This window comes from Acidobacterium sp. S8, assembly GCF_009765985.1.
Classification (GTDB): domain Bacteria; phylum Acidobacteriota; class Terriglobia; order Terriglobales; family Acidobacteriaceae; genus Alloacidobacterium.
In genome coordinates, this window is the sequence record NZ_LMUM01000016.1 from 105,989 (window position 1) to 127,498 (window position 21,510).

Below are 21,510 nucleotides of genomic sequence, written 5' to 3' on the forward strand. Positions count from 1 at the left end.
AAAACCGGAACCGAGGTATAGCCATGGCCAACCCACTCACAACCACCGACGTTGTTCAGGCGACAAAGGAGTTCAACTACGGCACCTGGCGCTTCCAGAAGAACTGGACGCCACTGCATATTGTCGACGCGGAAGGTTGTTACATCATCGACGCGGCAGGGAAGCGCTACCTCGATTTCTCCTCGCAGCTCATGTGCGTCAACCTCGGCCATAAGAACCGCGCCGTTATGGATGCTATCGCGGAGCAGGCGCACACGCTGCCCTATGTCATGCCAGGCTATGCCACGACCGCTCGCGCTGAGCTGAGCGAAGCGCTCAAGGAAGTTCTTCCGCAGGGGCTGACAAAATATTTTTTCACCACCTCCGGTACTGAAGCCAACGAAGCCGCCTTCAAAATCGCGCGTATGTACACGGGCAAGCCAAAAATTATCTCTCGCTATCGTTCGTATCACGGTTCTACCGCAGGCTCCATTTCAGCAACCGGCGACCCGCGCCGCTGGGCCGCCGAACCTTCGAGCAAAGGCCGTGATTTTGTCTTCGCTCCTGAAGTCAATTGCTACGACTGTCCCATCAAACACACCTATCCGCAATGCGGCGTGGCCTGCGTCGATTATCTCGAACACATGATCGAGAATGAACAGAACGTCGCCGCCGTCATCGTCGAGCCCATCGTAGGCACAAATGGTGTCCTCGTTCCGCCACCGGAATACATGCCGCGGCTGCGTGCCATCTGTGACCGCCACAACGTGCTGCTGATCGCCGACGAAGTGATGACTGGCTGGGGCCGCACCGGCAAATGGTTTGCCATGGATCATTGGGGCGCTCTGCCCGACATGCTCACGACGGCAAAGGGAATCACCTCGGCCTATGTGCCGCTCGGCCTCTGCGCCACGACCGAAAAAATCGCCGCGTTTTTTGACGATCACTACTTCGCGCATGGACACACCTACGAAGCTCATCCCATGACGCTCAAGCCGGCCGTCGCTACCATTGCGGAGATGAAGCGTCTGAATCTCATCGATCGCGCAGCGCAGCTTGAGCCATACATGCGTTCCAAACTCGAAGCTCTGAAAGAGAAGCATCCTTCCATCGGCGATGTGCGAGGCATGGGCCTTTTTTGGGGCGTGGAGCTGGTAAAGGACCGCGCCACAAAGCAGCCCTTCAACACCATGCAGGATAAGGTAAGCGGCAAGCCTCTGGTCGTTGATCAGGTCGCGGCGCACATGATGAAGAACGGCGTCACGCAACAGGCTTGGGTAAGCCACTTCGTCATCGCCCCGCCGCTGATCATCGAAAAAGAAGAGATCGACATCGGAATCGCTGCCATGGACGAAGCCCTGGCGATTGCCGACGCGTTGGTACAGAACTAGCGACTGATCTGGCGCGAATCGGCAGGTGGCTAATACTCCATCTTAGTCGTGCTCTCCTGCCAAGCCTGAAAGCTCTCCCATGCTTCCGTGCGCAGTAGCTCACGCTCGGGGATCACGCGTTTCTCCCGCGGTAGAGCAAGCTGCTCATACAAAAACGCATCAGCAAAATTGATACGCGCAGCATCTTCCGCGCGGTTGCCATAGTAGATAGTGCCGATATGAGCCCAGTAACTTGCAGCCCAGCACATCGGGCAAGGCTCGCAGCTGGTGTAGAGCACGCAGCCGCTCAGGTCGAAGGTATTCAGGTTGCGGCAGGCATCGCGAATCGCAGTGACCTCCGCATGCGCGGTTGAGTCGTTCGTTGCGGTAACGGTGTTTGCGCCTTCGCCGACGACTTTTTCATCTTTTACGATGACGGCGCCGAACGGACCGCCTGCATTGCTGCGAACATTTTCCGTGGCCAGCGCAATCGCCCGCCGCATGAACTCTTCATGTACTGACATACTGTTCAGGTCCCTGAACAGTATGTCACGTTCACTCGTGGCGAAGCGCCTTGATCGGGTCGACGCTGGCGGCGCGCCGCGCCGGAATCCAGCTCGCAGCCAAAGCAACAAAAAATAGCAACAACGCCGCGCCACCCAGCGTAAGCGGATCATACGGTTTTAGCCCATACAGCATGCTGTCGATCAGCCGGGCCATTGCTGCCGCCGCGCCCAGCCCGACGACGACGCCAATCGCCGCCAGCCACGACGCTTCGCGCAGGACCATGCGCAGCACGCGCCCGGACTGCGCCCCCAGCGCCATGCGGATGCCGATCTCATTGGTGCGGCGGGAAACAGTGTAGGCCATGATGCCGTAAATGCCGATACAGGCAAGTACGAGCGCCAGCAGACCGAATCCGCCGGTAAGAGAAGCGAAGATACGCTCCTGTTTCGTCCTATCCTCGATCTGTTCATTCTGAGTGCGAATATCGAGCAGAGGGAGGTTTTTGTCTATCGAAGCTACAGCATCGCGCAGAACAGGCACGATCGCCTCCGGCTTCATGCGGGTATGGACTGCGAACGTCATGCTCTCTTCGCCGTCCGCGTTCTGCCGGTAGGGCATATAGTACGTCGGGCTCGGATCCTTTCGCAGAGTGTAATATTTGGCGTCTTTCGATATACCAACGATCTCGATCGAATCGGTGCTCTGTTCGCTCGCTTTGAATGTTTTACCGATGGGGTTGGTGTCTGGGAAAAACTGTTTAGCCATCTCCTGACTTATGACGGCCACCATGCGCGATGTTTCCGTATCTGTTGGCCGGAAGCCACGGCCTGCAATCACTGGGATGCTGAAGGTGTCGAAGAAATGCTCTCCGACAAGGTCCATGAAAGCTGTGTTACGACTCTTCTTGGATGATTGCTGTTCACCCGGAAGAATTACACCAGTATTCGATACATTGCCGGAGATTAATGGAATTTCTATAGGCGTAACCGAATCGACTCCGGGTATCGCGCTGAACTTCTCTTCAAGCTGATGGTAGAGCTGCGTACTTTTTGCCGGCGAGTATTGCGTTCCCGGTGGATTCAGCTCGAAGAGCAGAATGTTGTTTGGATCGAAGCCGAGGTGCTCATGATTAAGATTCATCAGCGTGCGTACAAACAATCCAGCGCCCACCAGCAGCAGCATCGAAAGCACTACCTGAATTACGACAAGAGTTTTTCCCGCGAAGTTATGCCTCCGCTGCGTCGCAGTTTGCGCATTATCTTTTAATCCGGAGCTGACCTGGGTACGAGTCGCCTGCCATGCCGGCGCAAGTCCGAAGAGCAATCCGGTAAAGATGGAAATCGCAGCAGTAAATCCGAAGATCATCCAGTCGAATTTGCTGCTCATCACCGTCGGCTCCCACGAAGACGAAAGCAGATGCGGAATGGCATTGCGTCCCAGATATCCAAGCAGCAGCCCAGCTGCGCCGCCTGCAATGGAAAGCAGTAGGCTCTCGGTAAACATCTGGCGCAGGATGCGTGCGCGTCCGGCGCCCAGCGCAAGACGCACGCTCATCTCCCGCTGGCGGCTGCTGGCGCGGGCCAGCAGCAGGTTGGCGAGATTTGCGCACGCCAGCATCAGCACAAAACCTGCCAACGACATCAGCACGTAGATAGGTTTGGCAAAGTCGCCGGCAGCCGCATTCTGTCCCCGGCTGCCGTCTTCCAGGTCCAGGCGTGGCACCTCGTCATCTTTGCCGACAATCATCGTTGCCCGCACCGCAGCGTTCAGATCAAGATCGACGGCTGCCCGGGCGGTCTCGGTAGAGATGCCAGGCTTCATGCGTCCCATGATCATGACCCACCAGAGATCTTTGTCCGTAAGCAGCGAAGATTTGAATTTGGGCGCAGCGATCGGCTGCATGCTGAAGGGAAGAAAAATATCAGGCGAACTTTGTGCGCCATAGGCACCGGTAAAGTCCGGCGGATTGACCCCGATAATGGTCATCGGTGTCCCATTGATTTCAATCTTCTTGCCGATCACATCTGGCGTTCGCCCAAAGCGTCGCGCCCAGAAACCATCGCTGATCAGCATCACCGGCCCACTACCCACCGCCGCATCATCCGAATCTGTAATCACGCGGCCAAGGGCCGGATGAACACCAAGAACGCGATAGTAATTCCCCGAAACCATTTCGGATGTGACAACTTCTGCCTTGTTGTCGATGGTCGCGGTCATCCGTCCGTAATCCTTGAATCCGAAGACATCTTGAAAAACGCGATTCTGCTGACGAAGCAGCTGATAAACCGGATAGGAAAAGGACGTGCTCAACGTCTTTCCGGACGGCGTGTTATCGAAGTAGCCCCACATGCCATGGACAACTCCTTTACCGCCTTGCGTCATCGCGAACAACCGCAATTCGTCTGGATGTGAAACGGCGAGCTTGTCGAGCAGGATCGCCTTCGTAACCGTAAAGATGACCGTATTAGCGCCGATACCCAGGGCTAATGATCCAATGGCAATAGCCGCGAAGCCAGGACTCTTTGCCAGCATGCGCATGGCATAACGAAGATCGCCGCGAAGTTCGTCCCACGCACGCGTTCCCCATGCTGCGCGCATATTTTCTTTCTGCGCAGTAACTCCACCCAGTTCGATGCGCGCGCGCCGAAAAGCCTCATCATGTGGAAGGCCGCTGCGCATCAAGTCGTTGGCATAGCTCTCGATGTGGAAGGCAAGCTCGTCTTCAATCTCGCCATTGAGCTGCTCTGAGCGGGTAACAGCCTTCCACCATGTGCGGACGCGGCTTGCGAGGCTCATACTTCCTCCGGAGTGGCGCTCAGGATCGCGCCAATGGCATCCGCCATGTCATGCCACTTTTCTGTTTCGGTGCGCAAACGCTTGCGGCCTGCAGCGGTGAGGCGATAATACTTGGCCTTGCGATTGTTCTCGCTCTGCCCCCATTCGCTATCGATCGAGCCTTCATGTTCCAGGCGATAGAGCGCCGGGTACAGTGACCCCTGCTGGATCTCAAGCCGATTGCCGGAGATCTGCTGGATGCGCAACAGCACTCCATACCCATGGAGGGGACCAAGAGAGACAGCCTTCAGCACCATGATGTCCAGCGTGCCTTGCAAAAGATCGTTCTGCTTTGGAGCCAAGTCTTCCTCCTAGATTAACTAGGAGAATACAGAAACTCTCCTAGAACGTCAAGGAGTGACATATCAAACAAATCTAAATAATACCTTGACGATCTACAATGGTATGTGTAGATAATCATGGTATGGGAAAACCAAGCGATCTCGTCCAGGGAACTCTCGACCTTCTAATTCTGAAAACTCTTTCGCTTGAGGCCAAGCATGGATGGGCCATCGCCAAGCGCATTCAACAGGTCTCCGGTGAGGTCTTGCAGGTCCAGCAGGGATCGCTGTACCCGGCGCTTCACCGGCTGGAGCAGCAAGGCTGGATCAAGGCGAAATGGGCAGAGAGCGAGACGGGCCGTCAGGCGAAGTTTTATTCGCTTACAGCCGCAGGCCGTAAGCAGCTCGAATCCGAGACGGCAAACTGGAACCGCCTCTCGGAAGCCATCAATATCGTCGTTCAGGAAGCCTGAGGAGAGCGATCATGCGCTGGCTAAGCAAGTTGTCCATGCAGATAAAAATGCTGTTTGGCCGGACCCAGGAAGACACACGCCTCGCAGATGAGCTTGAGTTCCACATCGAGCAGCAAATCGCCGAGAACGTGGCCGCGGGAATGAGCGCCGAAGAGGCGCGCCACGCAGCCCTGCGTATCTTCGGCAATCCTACGTTGCTGCGCGAGCAGGCGCGCGAAACATGGAGCTGGAACTGGCTCGACCGCCTGGCTCACGATCTTCGCCAGGGTATAAGAACTTTGACGCGAACTCCGGGTTTCGCAGCTCTCGCAGTTCTTGTCATGGCGCTGGGAATTGGCGCGAACGTTGCACTGCTTACAGTCATCCGCTCGGTCCTGATGAAGCCGCTGCCATTCAAAGATGCCGATCGACTGGTACGGCTCTTTGAAGCTGATTCAAAAGGGCGATTCCAAGACAATATCGTCGCCGGTGGCACCTTTGGGCGCTGGAAGCAGGATTCGCACAGCTTCGAAGACATGGCAGTGGTGAAGCGCACTGTTTATAACCTTTCGGGAACGAGCGGCCAGCTCCCTGAATTGATGGATGCATACTTTACCTCGTCGAGTTTCTTCGCGATGCTCGGCGTGCAGCCCGTTATCGGGCGGTCGTTTACCCGCGCCGAGGACCGTCCGGAAGGCTCTGCGACCGTGGTGTTGGCATGGGGTTTGTGGAAGCGTCGCTTCGGCGGAAGCCCGGGCATTCTCGGCAAGACCATCCTGCTCGACTCCAAACCATACACCGTGATCGGCGTGCTCCCTGCCTGGTTCTCTTATCCTGACCCCAAGGTGCAGTTGTGGACGGCGCTCTATCACGAAAAATCTCCCGAAATGATGCAGATGTTCGCCGCCCACAACTTCGATGTAGTGGCGCGGCTGAAGCCCGGCATTTCTATTGCACAGGCAACGGCGGATTTGAATTCGGTTCAACGGCAGATTCGCGTGCAGAATCCGGAAGGCGCGGTGAATGACGCGGTCAACATTCGCCCCATGCTCGATGCCGAGGTCCGCGACGTAAAAACTGGACTCTATGTAGTGTTTGCCGCTACCGGATGCCTGTTGCTGATTGCATGCCTCAACATTACGAATTTACTGGTGGCGCGCGCGGCGGCGCGACGCAGAGAGACTGCCATACGGGCGGCACTTGGTGGAAGCATGGCTCGCCTGGTACGCGAACAAGTGATTGAGAGCCTGCTGCTTTCTATCGCCGGTGGCGGCGTCGGCCTGCTTTTCGCAGAGTTCATCCTCCAGTGGCTTGTTTCAGCGAGAGATGATATTCCGCGCGCCGATGCCATCCACATGGATTGGATGGTTCTGCTTGCGGCGCTCGGAGTCGTGCTCGTATGCGGCCTCTTCTCCGGCATCGTGCCGGCGATCTCCTCCGGTCACAGGAAGATCCTCACGTCGCTGAATGAATCTTCGCGTTCTCACAGCGGAGGACAGAAGAGCGCCCGCCTTCGCCAGGTGCTGCTCGCTTTGGAAGTCGGCCTCACCGTTGTGCTACTGGTTGGCGCGGGTCTGCTCATCAAGAGCTATCGCCAGCTTCGCTCTGTCAATCTCGGCTGCGCCACGCGTAACGTGCTCTCTGTGGATATCAATCTGCCGAAGATCAACTACAACACGGCGGAGAAACGCGTTTTGTTCTATGAGCAGCTGGTAGAGCGTGTGCGGCAGCTTCCAGGCGTGCGCGGCGTGGGCGTGTCCACGGTGTTGCCCGGGCAGGGAATGAGGAGAAACGATACCTTCAACATTCCGGAGCGTCCTCCTTTGCCGCAGGGACAGGTTCTGGTTGCCTCTACCAGCTTTGTCGATCCTGAATACTTTCACGCTATGCAGATCCCACTTCTTCAGGGAAGATTCCTGCAGCCTGACGAGCGCATGGAAAGAGCACAATCCGTCGTTGTGAATCAGGCTTTTGTCCGCCAGTATTTTCCGGCGGAAAATCCGATTGGGAAGCACATCGTCGCATCCGTCATAGGCAATGATGAGAGTTACGAAATTGTCGGCGTGGCCGGCGATTCACTGGAAGACCTCGACCATGCCGCGGTTGCCATGATCTACTACCCGCTCTACGCGGGGTCTGAACGCTCCACGGTGCTCGCCGTGCGCACCGCATCCAATCCCGATGCGGTCGCAATACCTATCCAGAAGATCGTTGCTGATCTCGACCGCGATCTGCCTGTAGCCAACATTCTCACCATGGATCAAATCCTCGGCCAATCGACTCAGAACCAGAGCTTCGATGCGACTCTGCTGCTGGCTTTCGCGGTTCTCTCACTTGTCCTCGCCGGTGTAGGACTCTTCGGCGTACTGTCATACATTGTCGCGCAGCGCACGACGGAAATCGGCATTCGCATAGCGCTTGGCGCGCCGCGCGAACAGGTGATGAAGCTCATGCTCGTCCGCGGTCTCAAGCCCGCACTCTTCGGGCTTATCTTCGGTGTGGCTGCCAGCTTTGGTCTCGCACGCTATATCGAATCGCTGCTTTATGGCGTTCACCCTTTCGATCCACTGGTGCTTCTTGTGGTCTGCTGCCTGTTGCTTGTGGTGGCTTCCATTGCCTGTGCGGTGCCTGCGTGGAGAGCCTCACAGCTCGATCCTATTGAAGCATTGAGAGCTGAATAACATATGCGCGCGTTTCATAAACTCGTCATGCAACTTCGCATGCTCATTCTCCGCCGCACCGCGGCAGAACGCCTTGATGATGAGTTGCAGTTTCATCTTGAGCAACTAATCGACGAGAACATCGCGCGCGGCATGAGCGCGGAAGAAGCGAAGCACGCAGCGATGAGAAGTTTCGGAAATCCAGCCGCGCTGCGCGATCAGGCACGCGCGACCTGGAGCTGGAACTCGCTTGAACAGATGATGCGCGACGTGCGTATCGGCATGCGCACCCTGGCCAGAACGCCGGGCTTTGCGATTGTCTCTATATTGGTGATTGCAATTGGCATCGGCGCGAACGTGGCGCTGTTTACCATGGTCCAGTCCGTTCTGCTCAAGCCGCTGCCCTTCAATCATCCTGATCGTTTGCTGATGCTCCACGGGGTCAACGGCAGGTTTAAATTTGAGCCGGTTGCAGCGGGCGATTTCTATGACTGGCAGCGTCAATCCCATAGTTTTGAGCAGATGGCGATCTGGCGCTGGTCCGGATTTAACATGACCGGAAATAAGGGCGAACTTCCCGAATTTCTAAATACCGCGACCGGCTCATGGAATATCTTTTCTGCATTCGGCGTCCAGCCGGTGCTTGGCAGAGATTTTTCACCGGATGATGACCGCATCGGAGCGCCTAAGACCGCGATCATTGCCTGGAATTTTTTTCATCGCCGTTTTCATGGCGACCCATCGATCGTGGGGAAAAGCATCCGGCTCAACGAGCAACTCTACACCGTGATCGGCGTGCTTCCTAGGTCATTCAGCTATCCTGACCCGTTGATTCAGCTATGGGTGCCATACCATCTCGATAATCCTGCCGACAGCTTGCAGAGCCATTTCAACCATACGAGCAATGTCATTGCACTCCTGAAACCAGGCGCCAGCGCGGAGCGTGCTACTGAAGAGCTAAATGCGGTTCAATATCAGATTCATCAGAATTTATATGCGACCGGTGTCGTTCACGACGGAGTGAGTTCGCGTTCTCTGCTCGATGACATGGTGGGAGATGTCAGGACACCTCTATATATTCTGCTTGCTGCCGTCGGCTGCCTGTTGCTGATTGCATGTCTCAATATTTCAAACCTGATGGTGGCGCGAGCCGCCGTACGCCGTAAGGAAATGGCAATTCGTGCAGCGCTAGGCAGCAGCCGTCTGCGCTTGTGCCGAGAACAGGTAACGGAAAGCCTGCTGATCTGCCTCATCGGTGGAGCGCTTGGCCTGCTGCTGGCCATTGCTGCTACGCGATGGCTTACGACCCGCTGGACGGATATGCCGCGTGCTGACTCCATCCATCTTGATGCCACCGTGATTGCTTTTGCCATTGGCATCACCTTCCTGTCAGGAATGCTCGCGGGGCTCCTTCCAGCCCTTTCAGCAACAGGCAGAGGACTGCTGGCGGCATTGCAGGACGCATCACGGACCGTCGGCAGCAGCACTTCGCGGACATCGTTACGCAAAAGCCTGCTTACGATTGAGATTGCGCTTACGGTCATTCTGCTTGTTTGCGGCGGCTTGCTCTTCAAGAGCTTCGTACGTCTACGTTCTATCGACCTGGGATGCACAACAAGAAATGTGCTGACCATGCAGTATTTTCTGCACAACGCAAAATATCAAAAACCGGAAGAGATCGTTGCTTTCCACACGCAGCTGCTGGAACGCGTCCGTCGCCTGCCCGGCGTCGAGGCAGCGGGGCTTACGTCCGTGGTGCCGGGCGATGGTCATTACGGGGACAATCTATTCACGATTCGTGAACATCCGCCGTTGCCGACGGGCCAGCATGTCTTTGCGTTAAATCGCTCAGTCGATCCGGGCTATTTTTCCACGATACAAATTCCTCTCATTCGAGGACGGTTCTTCTCGGAGGACGAGCGCATGGACAGAGATAAGTACGTCATCATTGACCAGAAATTTGCGAATGACTTTTTCCCAAACGAAGATCCAATAGGGAAACACCTGCGCGTGAAATGGCAAAGCACGATCGGCGAAGACTATGAGATCATCGGCGTCGTCGGGAATACACGGTATGCCTTGAAGGCAGAGCTTCGGCCCATGATGTATTTCCCGATTCTGTCTGGAATTCACAGCCGCACATCCGATGTGACCCTGGTTCTGCGCACACAAGGCGACCCGGAACTGATCGCCCTCCCGGTTCAGAAAGAGATTACGCAGCTCGACCCCGAACTTCCCATATCGAGAATACGCACCATGCAGCAGATCATCGGCGAGTCCACTGCTGACTCCAGTTTCAGCGCTACTCTGGTGCTTGCGTTTGCCGTGCTTTCTCTGGTGCTGGCGGCAGTGGGTCTGTATGGAGTGCTCGCCTACCTGGTGACACAGCGAACGACCGAGATCGGCATCCGCATCGCGCTTGGAGCGCAGCGCGATCAGATGATGGGCCTGGTGCTGGTCGATGGCCTGCGTCCCGCCCTGATCGGCGTGGCCATTGGAATTCTCGGCAGCCTCGGCGCAGTGCGATTGATTCGATCCGCACTATTTGGAACCAGCCCGCTCGACACAAGCGTATTCGTAACTGTAATTGCTACATTACTGCTGGTCGCAGCGGCGGCCTGCGCACTGCCCGCATGGAAAGCTTCGCGTCTTGATCCTATGCAGACGCTGCGAACCGAGTAGCCGGTTAATTCACGCTCACATCGCCGTCTACATCCACCACCAGTGCGTTATTTTCCACCGTCATCGAATGGATCTTCAATCGATCAAGCTTCAGCTCATATCCGGTGCTCGCAAGCGACTGCGCCAGCACCTGCCGCAGCAGGGTAGCCGCGTTCACTTTCATGCTCGACGGCACCTGCCGGCTGAGAAAAGGCATGAGCACAAAATTCAGCTCGCGTGATTCACTAAGGTTCTCAATGCGTGCATCGCGAAATCCAATCGTCTCGCTCTCCGCGTCCGGCAGCAGGGAAACGTCAGCATCCGGCGCCAGCGCGACGCCAAGACAGCTGCCCCGAAAGCGTGTCCCGAGCCTCGCACTCGTGTGGACATGAACGAAGATTCGATCCCCCGAGAAAGAAACCTTTGGCGAATCGGCATACACATAGCAGGCCGATTTAGCATCGCCCTTGATGTAATAGCGCCCATTCGGACCGCTGAAGAGCTGAACCTTCAACGTGTGTTCGAGCGCCTGCGCGGTGATCTTCAATTCGACAGCATGAGCCGCAGGCATAACCGCGAGCAGAGCAAGAAAAAACAAGGCAGCAGGAAATCGCATCTTGTATTCAGTGTAACTTTTGACCGAAAGAAAAATCGCCCCGGCCTGAGCCAGGGCGATTACAGCAACTACGCAGGGAAATCTTAGAACTGGTTCCAGAGATACTGGTTGTAGACCTCGTGATGGAACTGCACTTCCTGCGCCTTCACAAACGTACCAAGCAGGCGCGGGCAACGGTCCGCCGAAGCCTGTTTCAGATCGGCGTAGCGCGCCTTCACATCTTCGCCGAGCAGCTTCGTCGTCCATGTCGAGTTCCGGAAGTTCTCAATCGCCGTATAGACATTGTCCGGCAGGTAGCGCTGCGCCTGGCGCAGGTTCTCGATCTTCGCCGTATCGCCGTGAAGTCCCGACTTGAAGATCGAATACAGCACCAGGTACGGATTCGCATCCGGGGCCACCGAGCGCACTTCCACGCGCATGCTCTTCTCGTTGCCGATAGGAATGCGGATCATCGAGCCGCGGTCCACCGCCGAAGCCTTGATCTGGTTCGGTGCTTCAAAGTGCGGATCGAGACGCCGGTACGAGTTCACGCTCGAATTCAGCAGCAGGCAGATATCGTTGCCGTGCGTCAAAATCCTGTCCACGAAATCCCAGCCCGGCTTGGCCAGCTTCTCTTCACCCTGCGGATCCCAGAAAATATTCTTGCCTTCTTTGCTGATCGAAACGTTGGTGTGCATACCGCTGCCGTTCACGCCGACCACCGGCTTAGGCAGGAACGACGCCGACATCCCCAGCTTGGTAGCCACCTGGCGGCAGACCAGCTTGTAAATCTGGATCTGGTCAGCGGCCGCAACCACTTCGCCGTAGCCGTAGTTAATCTCAAACTGTGAAGGCGCAACCTCCGGATGGTCCTTTTCATTCTCGAAGCCCATCGCGCGCATCACTTCCGCCGCTGAGTCGATAAAGGTACGCAGCGGGTCCCCGGGAAGCGAATGGTAGTAGCCGCCCGTGTTCACATAGTCGAACTTGCCCGTCTCCGGGAAGCGGCGCTCGGCGTCGATACCGGCGAAGATGAAGCCTTCAATCTCGTTGGCGGCATTCAGCGTGTAACCTTCCTTGGCATGCAGCTCCTGGGCAAAGCCCTTCAGCACGCCGCGCATGTCCGCCGAATAAGAGGTGCCCTGCTTATCGATGACTTCGCCGAAAACCAGGACCTTGCCCGGGCCAAAAATATCCGCCGGTCCCCAGTAGAATGCGCTCCAGTCAATGCCGAGACGCAGGTCGCTTTCGCGCTGCGCCGTAAATCCGCGAATCGACGAGCCGTCAAAGGTCAGATTGTCGTAGCTCTTGACCAGAAACTTCTTGTCATAATCCAGCATGTGCAGGCGGCCTTCCAGGTCGCTGAACAATACCGTGACTGCCTTGATTTCCTTGGTGTCCGTCAGATATTTCAGCCGCTCTTCCTGGATCTTATGGGCGGCAACGCGGCCCATTCGCTGCGCTTTGGCACTCAGGTTCTTTTCTTCCAGCTCCCCGTATGAGAGCGACAGGAAATTACGAAGTTCGTTGGACATGCATCTCCTCTGGATGGGTTTAACCGACGCCCACCGTGGCCTACCCCTGTCAAAAACAGATAGGCCCGACCTGGCTGGTTTTCTCTCTTAACAGGGTATCGTGACACTATAAATTACGTTGTCGGTATCAATAAAAGTAATTTCACAAATAGAAATAAATTATTTGAGAGGGTTTAGCTCATGCGCACCTATGATGAGACCACCTACGGCGACTTGATCGCCGAACAGTACGACCGCATCAATCGCATCTCCCCTCAACAGACGCAGGCCGCGGCGGATGCTCTCGCAGAGCTGGCGAAAAATGGCCCGGCACTTGAGTTGGGAATCGGAACCGGCCGTGTTGCATTACCCCTCCGCGAAAAGGGAATCGCCGTGCATGGCATCGATGCCTCCTCACTGATGATTGAGGAATTGCGCAAGAAGCCGGGCGGAGACGCAATCCCTGTAACAGTCGGCAATTTTGGTGATGTGGCCGTCGAAGAAAAGTTCAGCCTGATCTACGTCGTCTTTAACACCTTTTTCGCCCTGCTCACGCAGGAAGAGCAGGTTCAGTGCTTCGCCAATGTGGCCAGCCATCTCTTAGCTGGCGGTGTCTTTGTCATCGAAGCATTTGTACCGGACTTGTCCCGCTTCACCCGCAACCAGAATATGGTCGCTACCAATGTCGGCGTAGATGGAGTACGCTTCGACGTCTCCATGTACGACCCGATGCATCAGCGAGTGGACAGCCAGCACGTCATCATCGCGAACGGAAGTATACAAACGTATCCGGTGCAGCTTCGCTATGCATGGCCCAGTGAATTGGATTTAATGGCGCAGCTTGCCGGATTGAAATTGTGTGAACGCTGGAGCAACTGGCAGCGGTCGCCCTTCGCTTCAGGCGATGGGGCTCACATTTCGCTCTATCAACAGGCGTGAGAAAATGCCGCTGTGGCCGCACCGCTCGAATTTCAAGGCACGACGAAATCGTTTGGCTCACAGAAGGCTCTCGATAATCTGTCGCTCACGGTTGAGCGCGGTGAGATTTTAGGCTTTCTAGGGCCAAACGGAGCGGGCAAGACCACGGCTATTCATCTGGCGCTCGGCTTTCTAAGAGCGAGCGCTGGTGGCGGCAAAATTCTGGGAGCATCCTTCGGTCATGCGGCATCGCGAGCCAAGGTGGGTTTTCTTCCGGACTCGCCAGCGTTCTTCGCCGAATCCGCTTTGAGCGCAGTAACCGTGGCGGGGCAGCTCAATAATCTGCGAAATCCGCAGCTTCGGGAGCGCGCCAAAGCCTTGCTCTCCCGGCTCGATCTCTCATCCGCAGGCAAAGATGCTCGACGCTTTTCTCGCGGCATGCAACAGCGGCTTGGCATGGCGCAGGCTCTTGTCAACGATCCCGACCTGCTCATTCTCGACGAGCCTACTTCGGCGCTCGATCCCCCTGGAGTGCTTGAGGTACGCGAGCTTCTGCGCGCGGCGCGCGACGATGGAAAGAGCATCTTCTTCAGCTCGCATCAGCTTTCCGAAGTCGAGCAGATCTGCGACCGCATCGCATTTCTCGACCATGGTAGGTTGCTCCGCCTCGGCTCTCTCGCGTCCTTCCTCGAAGATAGCGGGCGCGTCGGAATCGTAATTCAAGGACTGCCTGCATCTGCCGAAATCGCGCAGAAATATCGTCAATATCGAACCGCATCGCCAGAAAATGTCCTGCATTTCACGGTGCCGGTGCGCCTGCAGCGGGAGTTGATCGAACAGGCCTGGGCCGCCGGCGGAACGCTGGAGAGCGTCACGCCGCTGCGCCGAAGCTTGGAGGACCTGTTCGTAACCTGGAGCAAAGAAGCAGATGCACACCTGGGTGCCCCATCCTGAGACGAAGGCGAAGGGTGGGGGACGCGAACCGCTGCGCGAAGCTTGGAGGACTTATTCGTAACCTGGAGCAGGAAGCAGATGGCACTGGGTGCCCCATCCTGAGACGTAGGCAAAGGGTGGCCGGGAGCGCGAACAGAACCAGAGAAAGCCAGTAGGAGCGCCTTGCGTTCCTGAAGTAAGCAGAAAGGGATTCGGAACGAGAAGGAAATGATCAAGGCATGGCTCATCGCAAAGCGGCTCTTGTGGCAGAATCGCTGGCTCTTTCTGCTTCTGGCTCTCTGGCCCTACATCATGGCCGCGATTCTCACCGGAGGCGGTCAGCCGGATCCCGACGACGTGCTCTGGATGCTGCATCAGGAATGCTTCGCCGGGCTGGCTCTGGTCGCCTTTACCGGAAGCACTTTGCTCGGGAATGAGCAGCGCTCACGGCGCATTATCATGGTGCTCGGTCGCGCCGTCAGCCGCCCGCAATACCTGCTTTCGCTGCTCATCACGGCTTGGCTGCCGCTGCTTCTCTACGCCAGCGGATTCGTAGTGAGCGGGATCTTCATGGCGCAATCGCTGCACAGCCCGCACGGTGGAATTTGGATCATGCTGTCAGCTCAGCTTGTGCTTGGAATCTGGGCAGGAGCCGTCAGCATCTTCTGGTCCATCCTGCTGCCCCAGTTGATCGCCTCCATCGCCTCCGTAGCTCTTCTTGGACTGGCCGCATACCTAGGCGGACTGGGAATAATCGGCCCCGGCAGGCTGATCCTCACTTTGTTCGAGACGTCATTTTCCGCCGGAACCGTGCCCAGCTCCCTGTCAATCGACCTTTTGCTCACGCTGGTAGCTGGCGGTGCCTGGTTTGCAGCTGCTGCATGGATATTCAATCGCCGCGATCTCAATCTCTCCGCCGACTAGAAAGTACTCGTCATCTAAAGAGCTCGTCATTCTGAGCCGAAGGCGAAGAATCTCAAGCCATACCAATCAAAACTAAATTCTTAAGATAGAGGAAGTTGCCCAAAAAGGGACCCTCCAGTGAGGGCCCCTTCAACGGAATGGGTCGGAAAATTACTTCACAGCTGTAGTTGTGTCGCTCACCGTCGATTGAAGCGTCAGCGCTCCAGCCTTGGCCAGCGCCAGCACCCGCCCCGGCACGATACCGAGAATCAGCGTACCCGCGATAGTAATCAGGAGAGCAAACATCAGCGGCACAGTAACCCGTGGAATGCCGTCGAGCAGGTCGCTATGCACGGGCTTCGAGTAAACCGAAACCAGCGGACGCAGATAGTAATAGACGGCGATGCCACTGTTCACCAAGCCGATAATCGTCAGCCACACCAGCCCGGAGTGCAGGGCCGAAGCGAAGACATAAAACTTGCCGAAGAATCCGCCGGTGAAAGGAATGCCGATCAGCGAAATCAGGAAGAAGGCCAGCGCTCCGCCCAGCAGAGGCGAACGGTACGCGAGTCCACGGTAATCCTGAATGAGAGTGAGACGGTCATCCATGCCACCCGCGTGACTGATCACGGCAAATGCGCCAACGTTCATAACCGCATAACTCGCTGCGTAGAAGCTTGCCGCCGCAATGCCATCGGGCGAAAGCGCGGTGAAGGCGACCAGCAGGTATCCGGCATGTGCAATCGAAGAATACGCCAGCATGCGCTTGATGTTCTGCTGTCGCAGCGCGCCCAGGTTACCGAAGGTCATTGAGAGCGCCGCCATCCACCAGATCAGCGGTTGCCAATGGCTATGCAAAGCAGGGAGCGCGGTGTAGAGCACGCGGAGCAGTACAGCAAAAGCCGCCGCCTTAGGAGCAGTCGACATCAATCCGACCACAGGTGAAGGCGCGCCTTCATACACATCGGGCGCCCAGACCTGGAAGGGAACCGCCGACACTTTGAAGCCGATGCCGATCAGGATCATGGCCATCCCGATGACACCAAAAACCGGCACCTGGCTCGTCGAAAGTAGCCCAGCAATTTGAGGAATGTCCGTCGTCCCGGTCGCGCCGAAGATCAGCGCAATGCCATAAAGGAAAAATGCAGTGGCAAACGATCCAAGCAGGAAGTACTTGATCGCCGACTCCGGCCCCTTGGCGCTCTTCCTGCGGAAGGCAGCCATGATGTAAGTTGAGATCGAAGAAATTTCGAGGCCCACGAAGACCAGCAGCAGCTCGGTGGCGCAGCTCATCAGCATCATGCCGACAGCACCGAAGCACATCAGAGCAAACAGTTCGCCGAGGCTCTCGGCATCCCGGCCTGCCGCGTCAAGCGTGACCAGCAGCGTCACCAGCACGATTCCGGCAATCAGGACATGAAAGAAAACGCTGAAGGCATCCGTCTGGACGGTTCCAAAGTACGCCGTGCCCGCAGGCAGTTGCAGCTGCCAGAAGCTTGCGAAGAGCGCGGCCAGGGTTCCCAGCACCGCGAGCCATCCGAGCGGCTTGCGGCTGGCATTCTTTGCCAGCAATGGCTCACCCAGCATGATGAGCACGCCGGTGATAGTGAGAATCACCTCGGGGAGAATACGAAATACTTGTGCCACGTCTGTCATCGCTTCTCCGCCACGTTAGGTAACAAAGTCATAGTCGCATGCGCAAAACTGTTAGCCATCTGGTCCACAGCGCCGCCGATGGCGCGAATCCAGTAAGGCGAAGCCACACCGAGCACCAGCATGAGAATCACCGCTGGAATCAACGCGAAGCCCTCACGCGCTACAATATCGGGCACATTCTTGTTGACCACCAGTTGCGACTGTTCGCCGTAAAAGAGCTTCTGAATCATGGTGAGCATGTAGGCTGCACTCAGAATCACGCCCAGCGTCGCGGCCGTCGCCCAGTAAGGATGCACGCCAAAACTGGAACTGAGAATCAGGAATTCGCCAACAAACCCGTTAAGAATCGGCAAGCCAACCAGCGAAAGCGCTGTGATGACATAGAGCGTCGCCATGCGCGGCAACTTGGCAGCCATGCCGCCGTACAGCGCCATGTCGTATGTGCCATAGCGTTCATAAAGGATGCCGAAAAGAATCAGAATCGCAGCGCCGGAAAGCTCATGGTTCAGGACTTGATACACAGCGCCGTTCAGCCCGACAACGGTAAAGCAGAAGATGCCAAGCGTGCAGAAGCTAAGATGCCCGACCGTAGAGAAAGCGAGAAAGCGCTTCAGATCCTGCTGCACCAGCGCTATCGACGCTCCGTAAAGGATGCCGATGACGGCCAGCGCGATCATCAGCGGAGCAATCTGCCGCGACTGTTCCGGGAAGAGTCCGAGGTTGAAACGAATAATGGAGTAGAGGCCAAGCTTGCCGGCAACCACCATCGCCATTGCCGTAGGAGCTTCGGAAAATACATCGCTCAACCATCCATGCAGTGGGAAGACCGGAACCTTGACAGCAAAGGCCGCGAGGAACGCCAGCGAGACCCACCACAGAGCCTGCGGTGCGAGAGCCGAACCGTTCTGCGCCAGGTACTGCTGCGTCAGAACAAAATCGAAGGTGCCGGTCTTGGCGTAGAGCCACAATAGAGCAACCAGGAGCAACGCCGAAGGCAGGAAGGTAAAGATGAAGAACTTGATCGCCGCCTGAGGCCCACGCTGCCGGCCGAACATGGCAATCAGAATCGCCATCGGAACCAGCGACAGTTCCCAGAAACCGTAATAAAGGAACATGTCGAGCGCGACGAAGACGCCAAGCATCGCCGTCTGCTGAATCAGGAAGAGGAAATAAAATTCCTTGGTGCGAGTCTCAATTGCCTTCCACGACGCCAGTACCGCCAGCGGTCCTAGGAAGCCGACGAGCACCACCAGCCACATCGAGATGCCGTCGATACCAAGGTGGTAATGGATGTTGGGGCTCGCGATCCACGGATGATTCTCTTCAAACTGGAAGCCGGTCTGCCCATAGTTGAAGTGCGCAGGCAGATGCAGCGTCAGTGCGAACGTCAGCAACGATACCAGCAGCGTGAACCACTGGATCAGCTTGCCGCGCCGCGGCAGCAGGGCAACCACGATCGCGCCCGCCGTGGGCACAAACGTAATCAGCGACAAAATGGAATCGTTAAACACGAATACGTTCCTTAATCTTCAAGCGCCGTCATTAAAACGACAGATGCGTTCCGAATCCGAAGTACGTCAACAACAGCAGAGCAGCTGCACCAAGCGCCAGCCATCCTGCATAAGACCGAATATTGCCCGACTGCACCCGCTGCACAAGAGAGCCAATGCCCTGGGTTGCATAACCGAGCGCCAAACCACCGCCGGTAATCACGCCAGTGTCGAACAGGCCTTTCAGCACATACCGCGAAAGGAAGAGCACCGGCGTAATGATGACAGCGCCGTACAATTCGTCGATCCAGTACTTGTTCAGCAGCAGCGAGTACAGTCCACGAACCTTCGCTGCAATCTGCGCCGGAAGTTCGGGTTTTGCAAAATACATGAGGTGAGCAATAAACCAGCCGATGAGCGCCGTCGCCACGGAGACAACCGCCAGCAGCAACTCCAGAGACTTGTTCCCTTCCGGAGCCTCCGCGGCGGGTACAACCGCTTGCTGCTGCGTGCTCATCGCAACGCTTACCTGCTCAAACGAGAGGTGCTGCGCATGCATGACCGGCGACAGGAAGTGCTCAATCTCATTGTGGCCGCCAAGGGCCGCCGGAACACCAACCCATCCGCCAATTACAGAAAGGATGGCAAGGATGACAAGCGGAGCAAGCATGATCCACGGGCTTTCATGCACGGGATGCTTGTGTTCTTCTTTCTCGGCATGATGCCCTGGCTCCGGTGTATGCGCTGCAGCTTGGTCCGCACGGCTCTTCCCGAAGAAAGTGAGGTACCACAATCGAAACATGTAGAAAGATGTCAGCCCGGCTGTCAGCAGCCCGACAAACCAAACAATCTTCCCGACAGGGTTCGGCGAGATAAACGCCTGGTAGAGAATCTCGTCCTTACTGAAGAATCCGGCAAACGGCGGAAAGCCGGCGATAGCAAAAACCGCAGCCGTCATCGTCCAGAAGGTGACAGGAATTTTCTTCCGAAGTCCTCCCATCACTCGCATATCCTGCTCACCGCTCAGCGCGTGGATGACAGAACCAGCGGCGAGGAAGAGCAGCGCCTTGAAGAAAGCGTGCGTCAGCAAGTGGAAGATGCCGGCAGAATATGCAGCCACGCCACAGGCGAGGAACATATATCCCAACTGTGAAACCGTCGAGTAGGCCAGCACGCGTTTGATGTCCGTTTGAACGAGCCCGATCGTCGCGGCGAAGAGAGCTGTCGCGGCACCAATAATGGCCACAGTGCTCAGCGCAAACGGCGAACGATCAAAGATGGCATGCGCGCGCGCAATCATATACACGCCAGCCGTAACCATCGTCGCCGCATGAATCAATGCTGAGACTGGAGTCGGGCCTTCCATTGCATCCGGCAGCCAGACGTAAAGTGGAATCTGCGCCGATTTACCCGTAGCACCGAGCGCGAGGAAGAGTGCAATCGCCGTCAGGAAACCGCCCTGCCACTCCGGATGTTGCGCGATCTGGCTGAAGATTCCGTCGAAGCTCAGCGTGCCAAAGTGCGCGATCAGCAGGAACATGCCGATCAGGAAGCCGAAGTCGCCGATGCGGTTGACGACGAAGGCTTTCTTTCCGGCGTTCGCTGCGGAATCTTTCGTGAAGTAGAAGCCGATCAGCAGATACGACGCGAGTCCCACGCCTTCCCATCCGACGAACATCAGCAGGAAGTTTTCCGCCAGCACCAGCGTTAGCATGAAGAACATGAAGAGGTTCAGGTAAGCAAAGAACCGCCAGTAACCTTCTTCATGCGCCATGTATCCCGCAGAGTAGAGATGGATGAGAAAACCAACGCCCGTCACCACCAGTAGCATGATGAGCGTGAGCTGATCGAGTGCGAAAGCGAAGTCAGCGTGAAAATTTCCAGCAGTAATCCAGGTCGCTACCCGTTCGTTGTAGGGCAGCGTCAAAGAGCTGAAGTGCAGCGCGATATTCAGCACCTGCAGAAAGGGAATCAGCGTGGCAATCCACGCAATCGCCGTTACCAGCGCTTTAGGAAAGCGGCGGCCAAGAAGACCGTTCACCAGAAATCCGGCGAAGGGAACGAGCGGAATCAGCCAGAGATGGAGGGAACTGGTCATAGTTTCATCAAATCCACTTGATCAACGTTCAAGGTGCTGCGGGTACGGAAGATGGCGATAATGATGGCAAGCCCGACAGCGGCTTCTGCCGCCGCCACAACCATCACAAAGAAGACGAAGATCTGTCCGCTGACGTGGTGCCACTGGTGCGCGAAAGCGACAAAGGTCAGATTCACCGCGTTCAACATCAACTCAATCGACATGAAGACGGTGATGATGTTGCGCTTGATGAGAAACGCCGCTACGCCAATCGAGAACAGGATGGCGCTCAGCACAAGATAATAGGCAATAGGAACCATGCTGCTTAATGCTCCTTTCGCGCCAGCGCAACCGCGCCGAGGATAGCAACCAGAATCAGCACCGAGGTCACCTCAAAAGGAAGCAGCAAATCGCGGAAGAGGACGCGGCTCAAATCCTGCGTCGTCACCAGATAGCTGCCGAGCTTTGCTGATCCGAGATGATCTTTCTGCTTGAGAAAGATATAGGTAAGAATGCCAAGTAGCGCCGCTGCTCCAGGAAAGCCGACAATATACGCAGCTTTGCTGCCATGGGTGCGCTCTTCTTCGCCCGCATTCAAAAGCATGATGACGAAGGTGAAGAGCACCATGATGGCACCCGAATAGACGATGACCTGCGCCGCGGCCAGAAACTCGGCCCC

17 protein-coding genes are annotated in these 21,510 nt (G+C 56.5%); 7 read left to right on the plus strand and 10 right to left on the minus strand.

The genetic code is table 11. The features are described 5' to 3' along the window. Positions 1-23: 23 nt before the first annotated feature. Positions 24-1,370 (plus strand): aspartate aminotransferase family protein, encoded by a 1,347-nt coding sequence (locus GSQ86_RS05940; RefSeq protein ID WP_158749038.1) that lies wholly within the window; start codon positions 24-26, stop codon positions 1,368-1,370. 29 nt (positions 1,371-1,399) lie between these two features. On the opposite strand, the gene GSQ86_RS05945 is transcribed toward GSQ86_RS05940, so the two are convergent. From GSQ86_RS05945 to GSQ86_RS05955, 3 genes are read right to left on the minus strand one after another with little or no spacing between them, the layout of a single operon-like run. Further along, positions 1,400-1,873, minus strand: a complete 474-nt coding sequence (locus tag GSQ86_RS05945) for a nucleoside deaminase (protein WP_158749039.1) — start codon at positions 1,871-1,873, stop codon at positions 1,400-1,402. 31 nt (positions 1,874-1,904) lie between these two features. Next, positions 1,905-4,652 (minus strand): ABC transporter permease, encoded by a 2,748-nt coding sequence (locus GSQ86_RS05950; RefSeq protein WP_158749040.1) that lies wholly within the window; start codon positions 4,650-4,652, stop codon positions 1,905-1,907. After that, on the minus strand, positions 4,649-4,993 hold the full coding sequence (locus GSQ86_RS05955; protein WP_216841030.1) for a PadR family transcriptional regulator: 345 nt from the start codon (positions 4,991-4,993) through the stop codon (positions 4,649-4,651). Before GSQ86_RS05955 ends, GSQ86_RS05950 begins: the two co-directional genes overlap by 4 nt. 122 nt (positions 4,994-5,115) lie before the next feature. Between GSQ86_RS05955 and GSQ86_RS05960 the strand changes: the two genes are divergently transcribed. Genes GSQ86_RS05960 through GSQ86_RS05970 form a run of 3 tightly spaced genes read left to right on the plus strand, consistent with a single transcriptional unit; the run spans position 5,116 to position 10,766 of the window. Then, positions 5,116-5,445 carry a PadR family transcriptional regulator gene (locus GSQ86_RS05960; RefSeq protein WP_158749041.1) on the plus strand — a complete coding sequence of 110 codons (330 nt, stop codon included), beginning with the start codon at positions 5,116-5,118 and terminating at the stop codon, positions 5,443-5,445. 11 nt (positions 5,446-5,456) lie between these two features. Next, complete coding sequence (locus GSQ86_RS05965) at positions 5,457-8,105, plus strand: ABC transporter permease (RefSeq protein ID WP_254062176.1); 2,649 nt, start codon at positions 5,457-5,459, stop codon at positions 8,103-8,105. 3 nt (positions 8,106-8,108) lie between these two features. Then, positions 8,109-10,766, plus strand: coding sequence for an ABC transporter permease (locus GSQ86_RS05970; RefSeq protein ID WP_254062177.1), 2,658 nt, complete (start codon positions 8,109-8,111; stop codon positions 10,764-10,766). A gap of 4 nt (positions 10,767-10,770) precedes the next feature. Here the strand turns inward: GSQ86_RS05970 and GSQ86_RS05975 are convergent, their stop codons facing one another. Together GSQ86_RS05975 and GSQ86_RS05980 are read right to left on the minus strand one after the other, a co-directional pair. Then, positions 10,771-11,361, minus strand: coding sequence for a hypothetical protein (locus tag GSQ86_RS05975; RefSeq protein ID WP_158749042.1), 591 nt, complete (start codon positions 11,359-11,361; stop codon positions 10,771-10,773). 83 nt (positions 11,362-11,444) lie between these two features. After that, positions 11,445-12,875, minus strand: a complete 1,431-nt coding sequence (locus GSQ86_RS05980) for a glutamine synthetase family protein (RefSeq protein ID WP_158749043.1) — start codon at positions 12,873-12,875, stop codon at positions 11,445-11,447. 180 nt (positions 12,876-13,055) lie between these two features. Here GSQ86_RS05980 and GSQ86_RS05985 point away from each other — a divergent pair, with 180 nt between their 5' ends. The 3 genes from GSQ86_RS05985 to GSQ86_RS05995 all read left to right on the plus strand — a co-directional run bounded on the left by GSQ86_RS05985 (position 13,056) and on the right by GSQ86_RS05995 (position 15,629). After that, positions 13,056-13,793: a class I SAM-dependent methyltransferase gene (locus GSQ86_RS05985; RefSeq protein ID WP_158749044.1), complete on the plus strand. Its 738-nt coding sequence runs from the start codon at positions 13,056-13,058 to the stop codon at positions 13,791-13,793. A gap of 12 nt (positions 13,794-13,805) precedes the next feature. Further along, on the plus strand, positions 13,806-14,726 hold the full coding sequence (locus GSQ86_RS05990; protein ID WP_158749045.1) for an ABC transporter ATP-binding protein: 921 nt from the start codon (positions 13,806-13,808) through the stop codon (positions 14,724-14,726). Between the two features lie 207 nt (positions 14,727-14,933). Further along, complete coding sequence (locus GSQ86_RS05995) at positions 14,934-15,629, plus strand: hypothetical protein (protein ID WP_158749046.1); 696 nt, start codon at positions 14,934-14,936, stop codon at positions 15,627-15,629. 150 nt (positions 15,630-15,779) lie between these two features. Here GSQ86_RS05995 and GSQ86_RS06000 read toward each other — a convergent pair whose 3' ends face one another. From GSQ86_RS06000 to GSQ86_RS06020, 5 genes are all read right to left on the minus strand, one after another. Beyond that, positions 15,780-17,264, minus strand: a complete 1,485-nt coding sequence (locus GSQ86_RS06000) for an NADH-quinone oxidoreductase subunit N (RefSeq protein WP_158749047.1) — start codon at positions 17,262-17,264, stop codon at positions 15,780-15,782. Continuing rightward, the gene (locus tag GSQ86_RS06005; RefSeq protein ID WP_158749048.1) at positions 17,261-18,775 is read right to left on the minus strand and encodes a NuoM family protein; all 1,515 of its coding nucleotides are present in this window, start codon (positions 18,773-18,775) and stop codon (positions 17,261-17,263) included. Before GSQ86_RS06005 ends, GSQ86_RS06000 begins: the two co-directional genes overlap by 4 nt. A gap of 31 nt (positions 18,776-18,806) precedes the next feature. Then, complete coding sequence (gene nuoL / locus GSQ86_RS06010; protein ID WP_158749049.1) at positions 18,807-20,852, minus strand: NADH-quinone oxidoreductase subunit L; 2,046 nt, start codon at positions 20,850-20,852, stop codon at positions 18,807-18,809. Next, a complete protein-coding gene (gene nuoK / locus GSQ86_RS06015) occupies positions 20,849-21,151 on the minus strand; it encodes an NADH-quinone oxidoreductase subunit NuoK (protein ID WP_158749050.1) in 303 nt (100 codons plus the stop codon). The genes nuoL and nuoK overlap by 4 nt, the downstream gene beginning before the upstream one ends. A gap of 5 nt (positions 21,152-21,156) precedes the next feature. Continuing rightward, positions 21,157-21,510: NADH-quinone oxidoreductase subunit J (locus tag GSQ86_RS06020; RefSeq protein WP_158749051.1), on the minus strand; the 354-nt coding region annotated here is incomplete at its 5' end.

Coding starts and splice junctions, on each gene's coding strand:
- GSQ86_RS05945 (WP_158749039.1), bottom strand. CDS start 1,873: ATGTCAGTACATGAAGAGTTCATGCGGCGGGCGATTGCGCTGGCCACG.
- GSQ86_RS05970 (WP_254062177.1), top strand. CDS start 8,109: ATGCGCGCGTTTCATAAACTCGTCATGCAACTTCGCATGCTCATTCTC.
- GSQ86_RS05995 (WP_158749046.1), top strand. CDS start 14,934: ATGATCAAGGCATGGCTCATCGCAAAGCGGCTCTTGTGGCAGAATCGC.
- GSQ86_RS05965 (WP_254062176.1), top strand. CDS start 5,457: ATGCGCTGGCTAAGCAAGTTGTCCATGCAGATAAAAATGCTGTTTGGC.
- GSQ86_RS05980 (WP_158749043.1), bottom strand. CDS start 12,875: ATGTCCAACGAACTTCGTAATTTCCTGTCGCTCTCATACGGGGAGCTG.
- nuoL (WP_158749049.1), bottom strand. CDS start 20,852: ATGACCAGTTCCCTCCATCTCTGGCTGATTCCGCTCGTTCCCTTCGCC.
- GSQ86_RS05985 (WP_158749044.1), top strand. CDS start 13,056: ATGCGCACCTATGATGAGACCACCTACGGCGACTTGATCGCCGAACAG.
- nuoK (WP_158749050.1), bottom strand. CDS start 21,151: ATGGTTCCTATTGCCTATTATCTTGTGCTGAGCGCCATCCTGTTCTCG.
- GSQ86_RS05975 (WP_158749042.1), bottom strand. CDS start 11,361: ATGCGATTTCCTGCTGCCTTGTTTTTTCTTGCTCTGCTCGCGGTTATG.
- GSQ86_RS05940 (WP_158749038.1), top strand. CDS start 24: ATGGCCAACCCACTCACAACCACCGACGTTGTTCAGGCGACAAAGGAG.
- GSQ86_RS05950 (WP_158749040.1), bottom strand. CDS start 4,652: ATGAGCCTCGCAAGCCGCGTCCGCACATGGTGGAAGGCTGTTACCCGC.
- GSQ86_RS05960 (WP_158749041.1), top strand. CDS start 5,116: ATGGGAAAACCAAGCGATCTCGTCCAGGGAACTCTCGACCTTCTAATT.
- GSQ86_RS06000 (WP_158749047.1), bottom strand. CDS start 17,264: ATGACAGACGTGGCACAAGTATTTCGTATTCTCCCCGAGGTGATTCTC.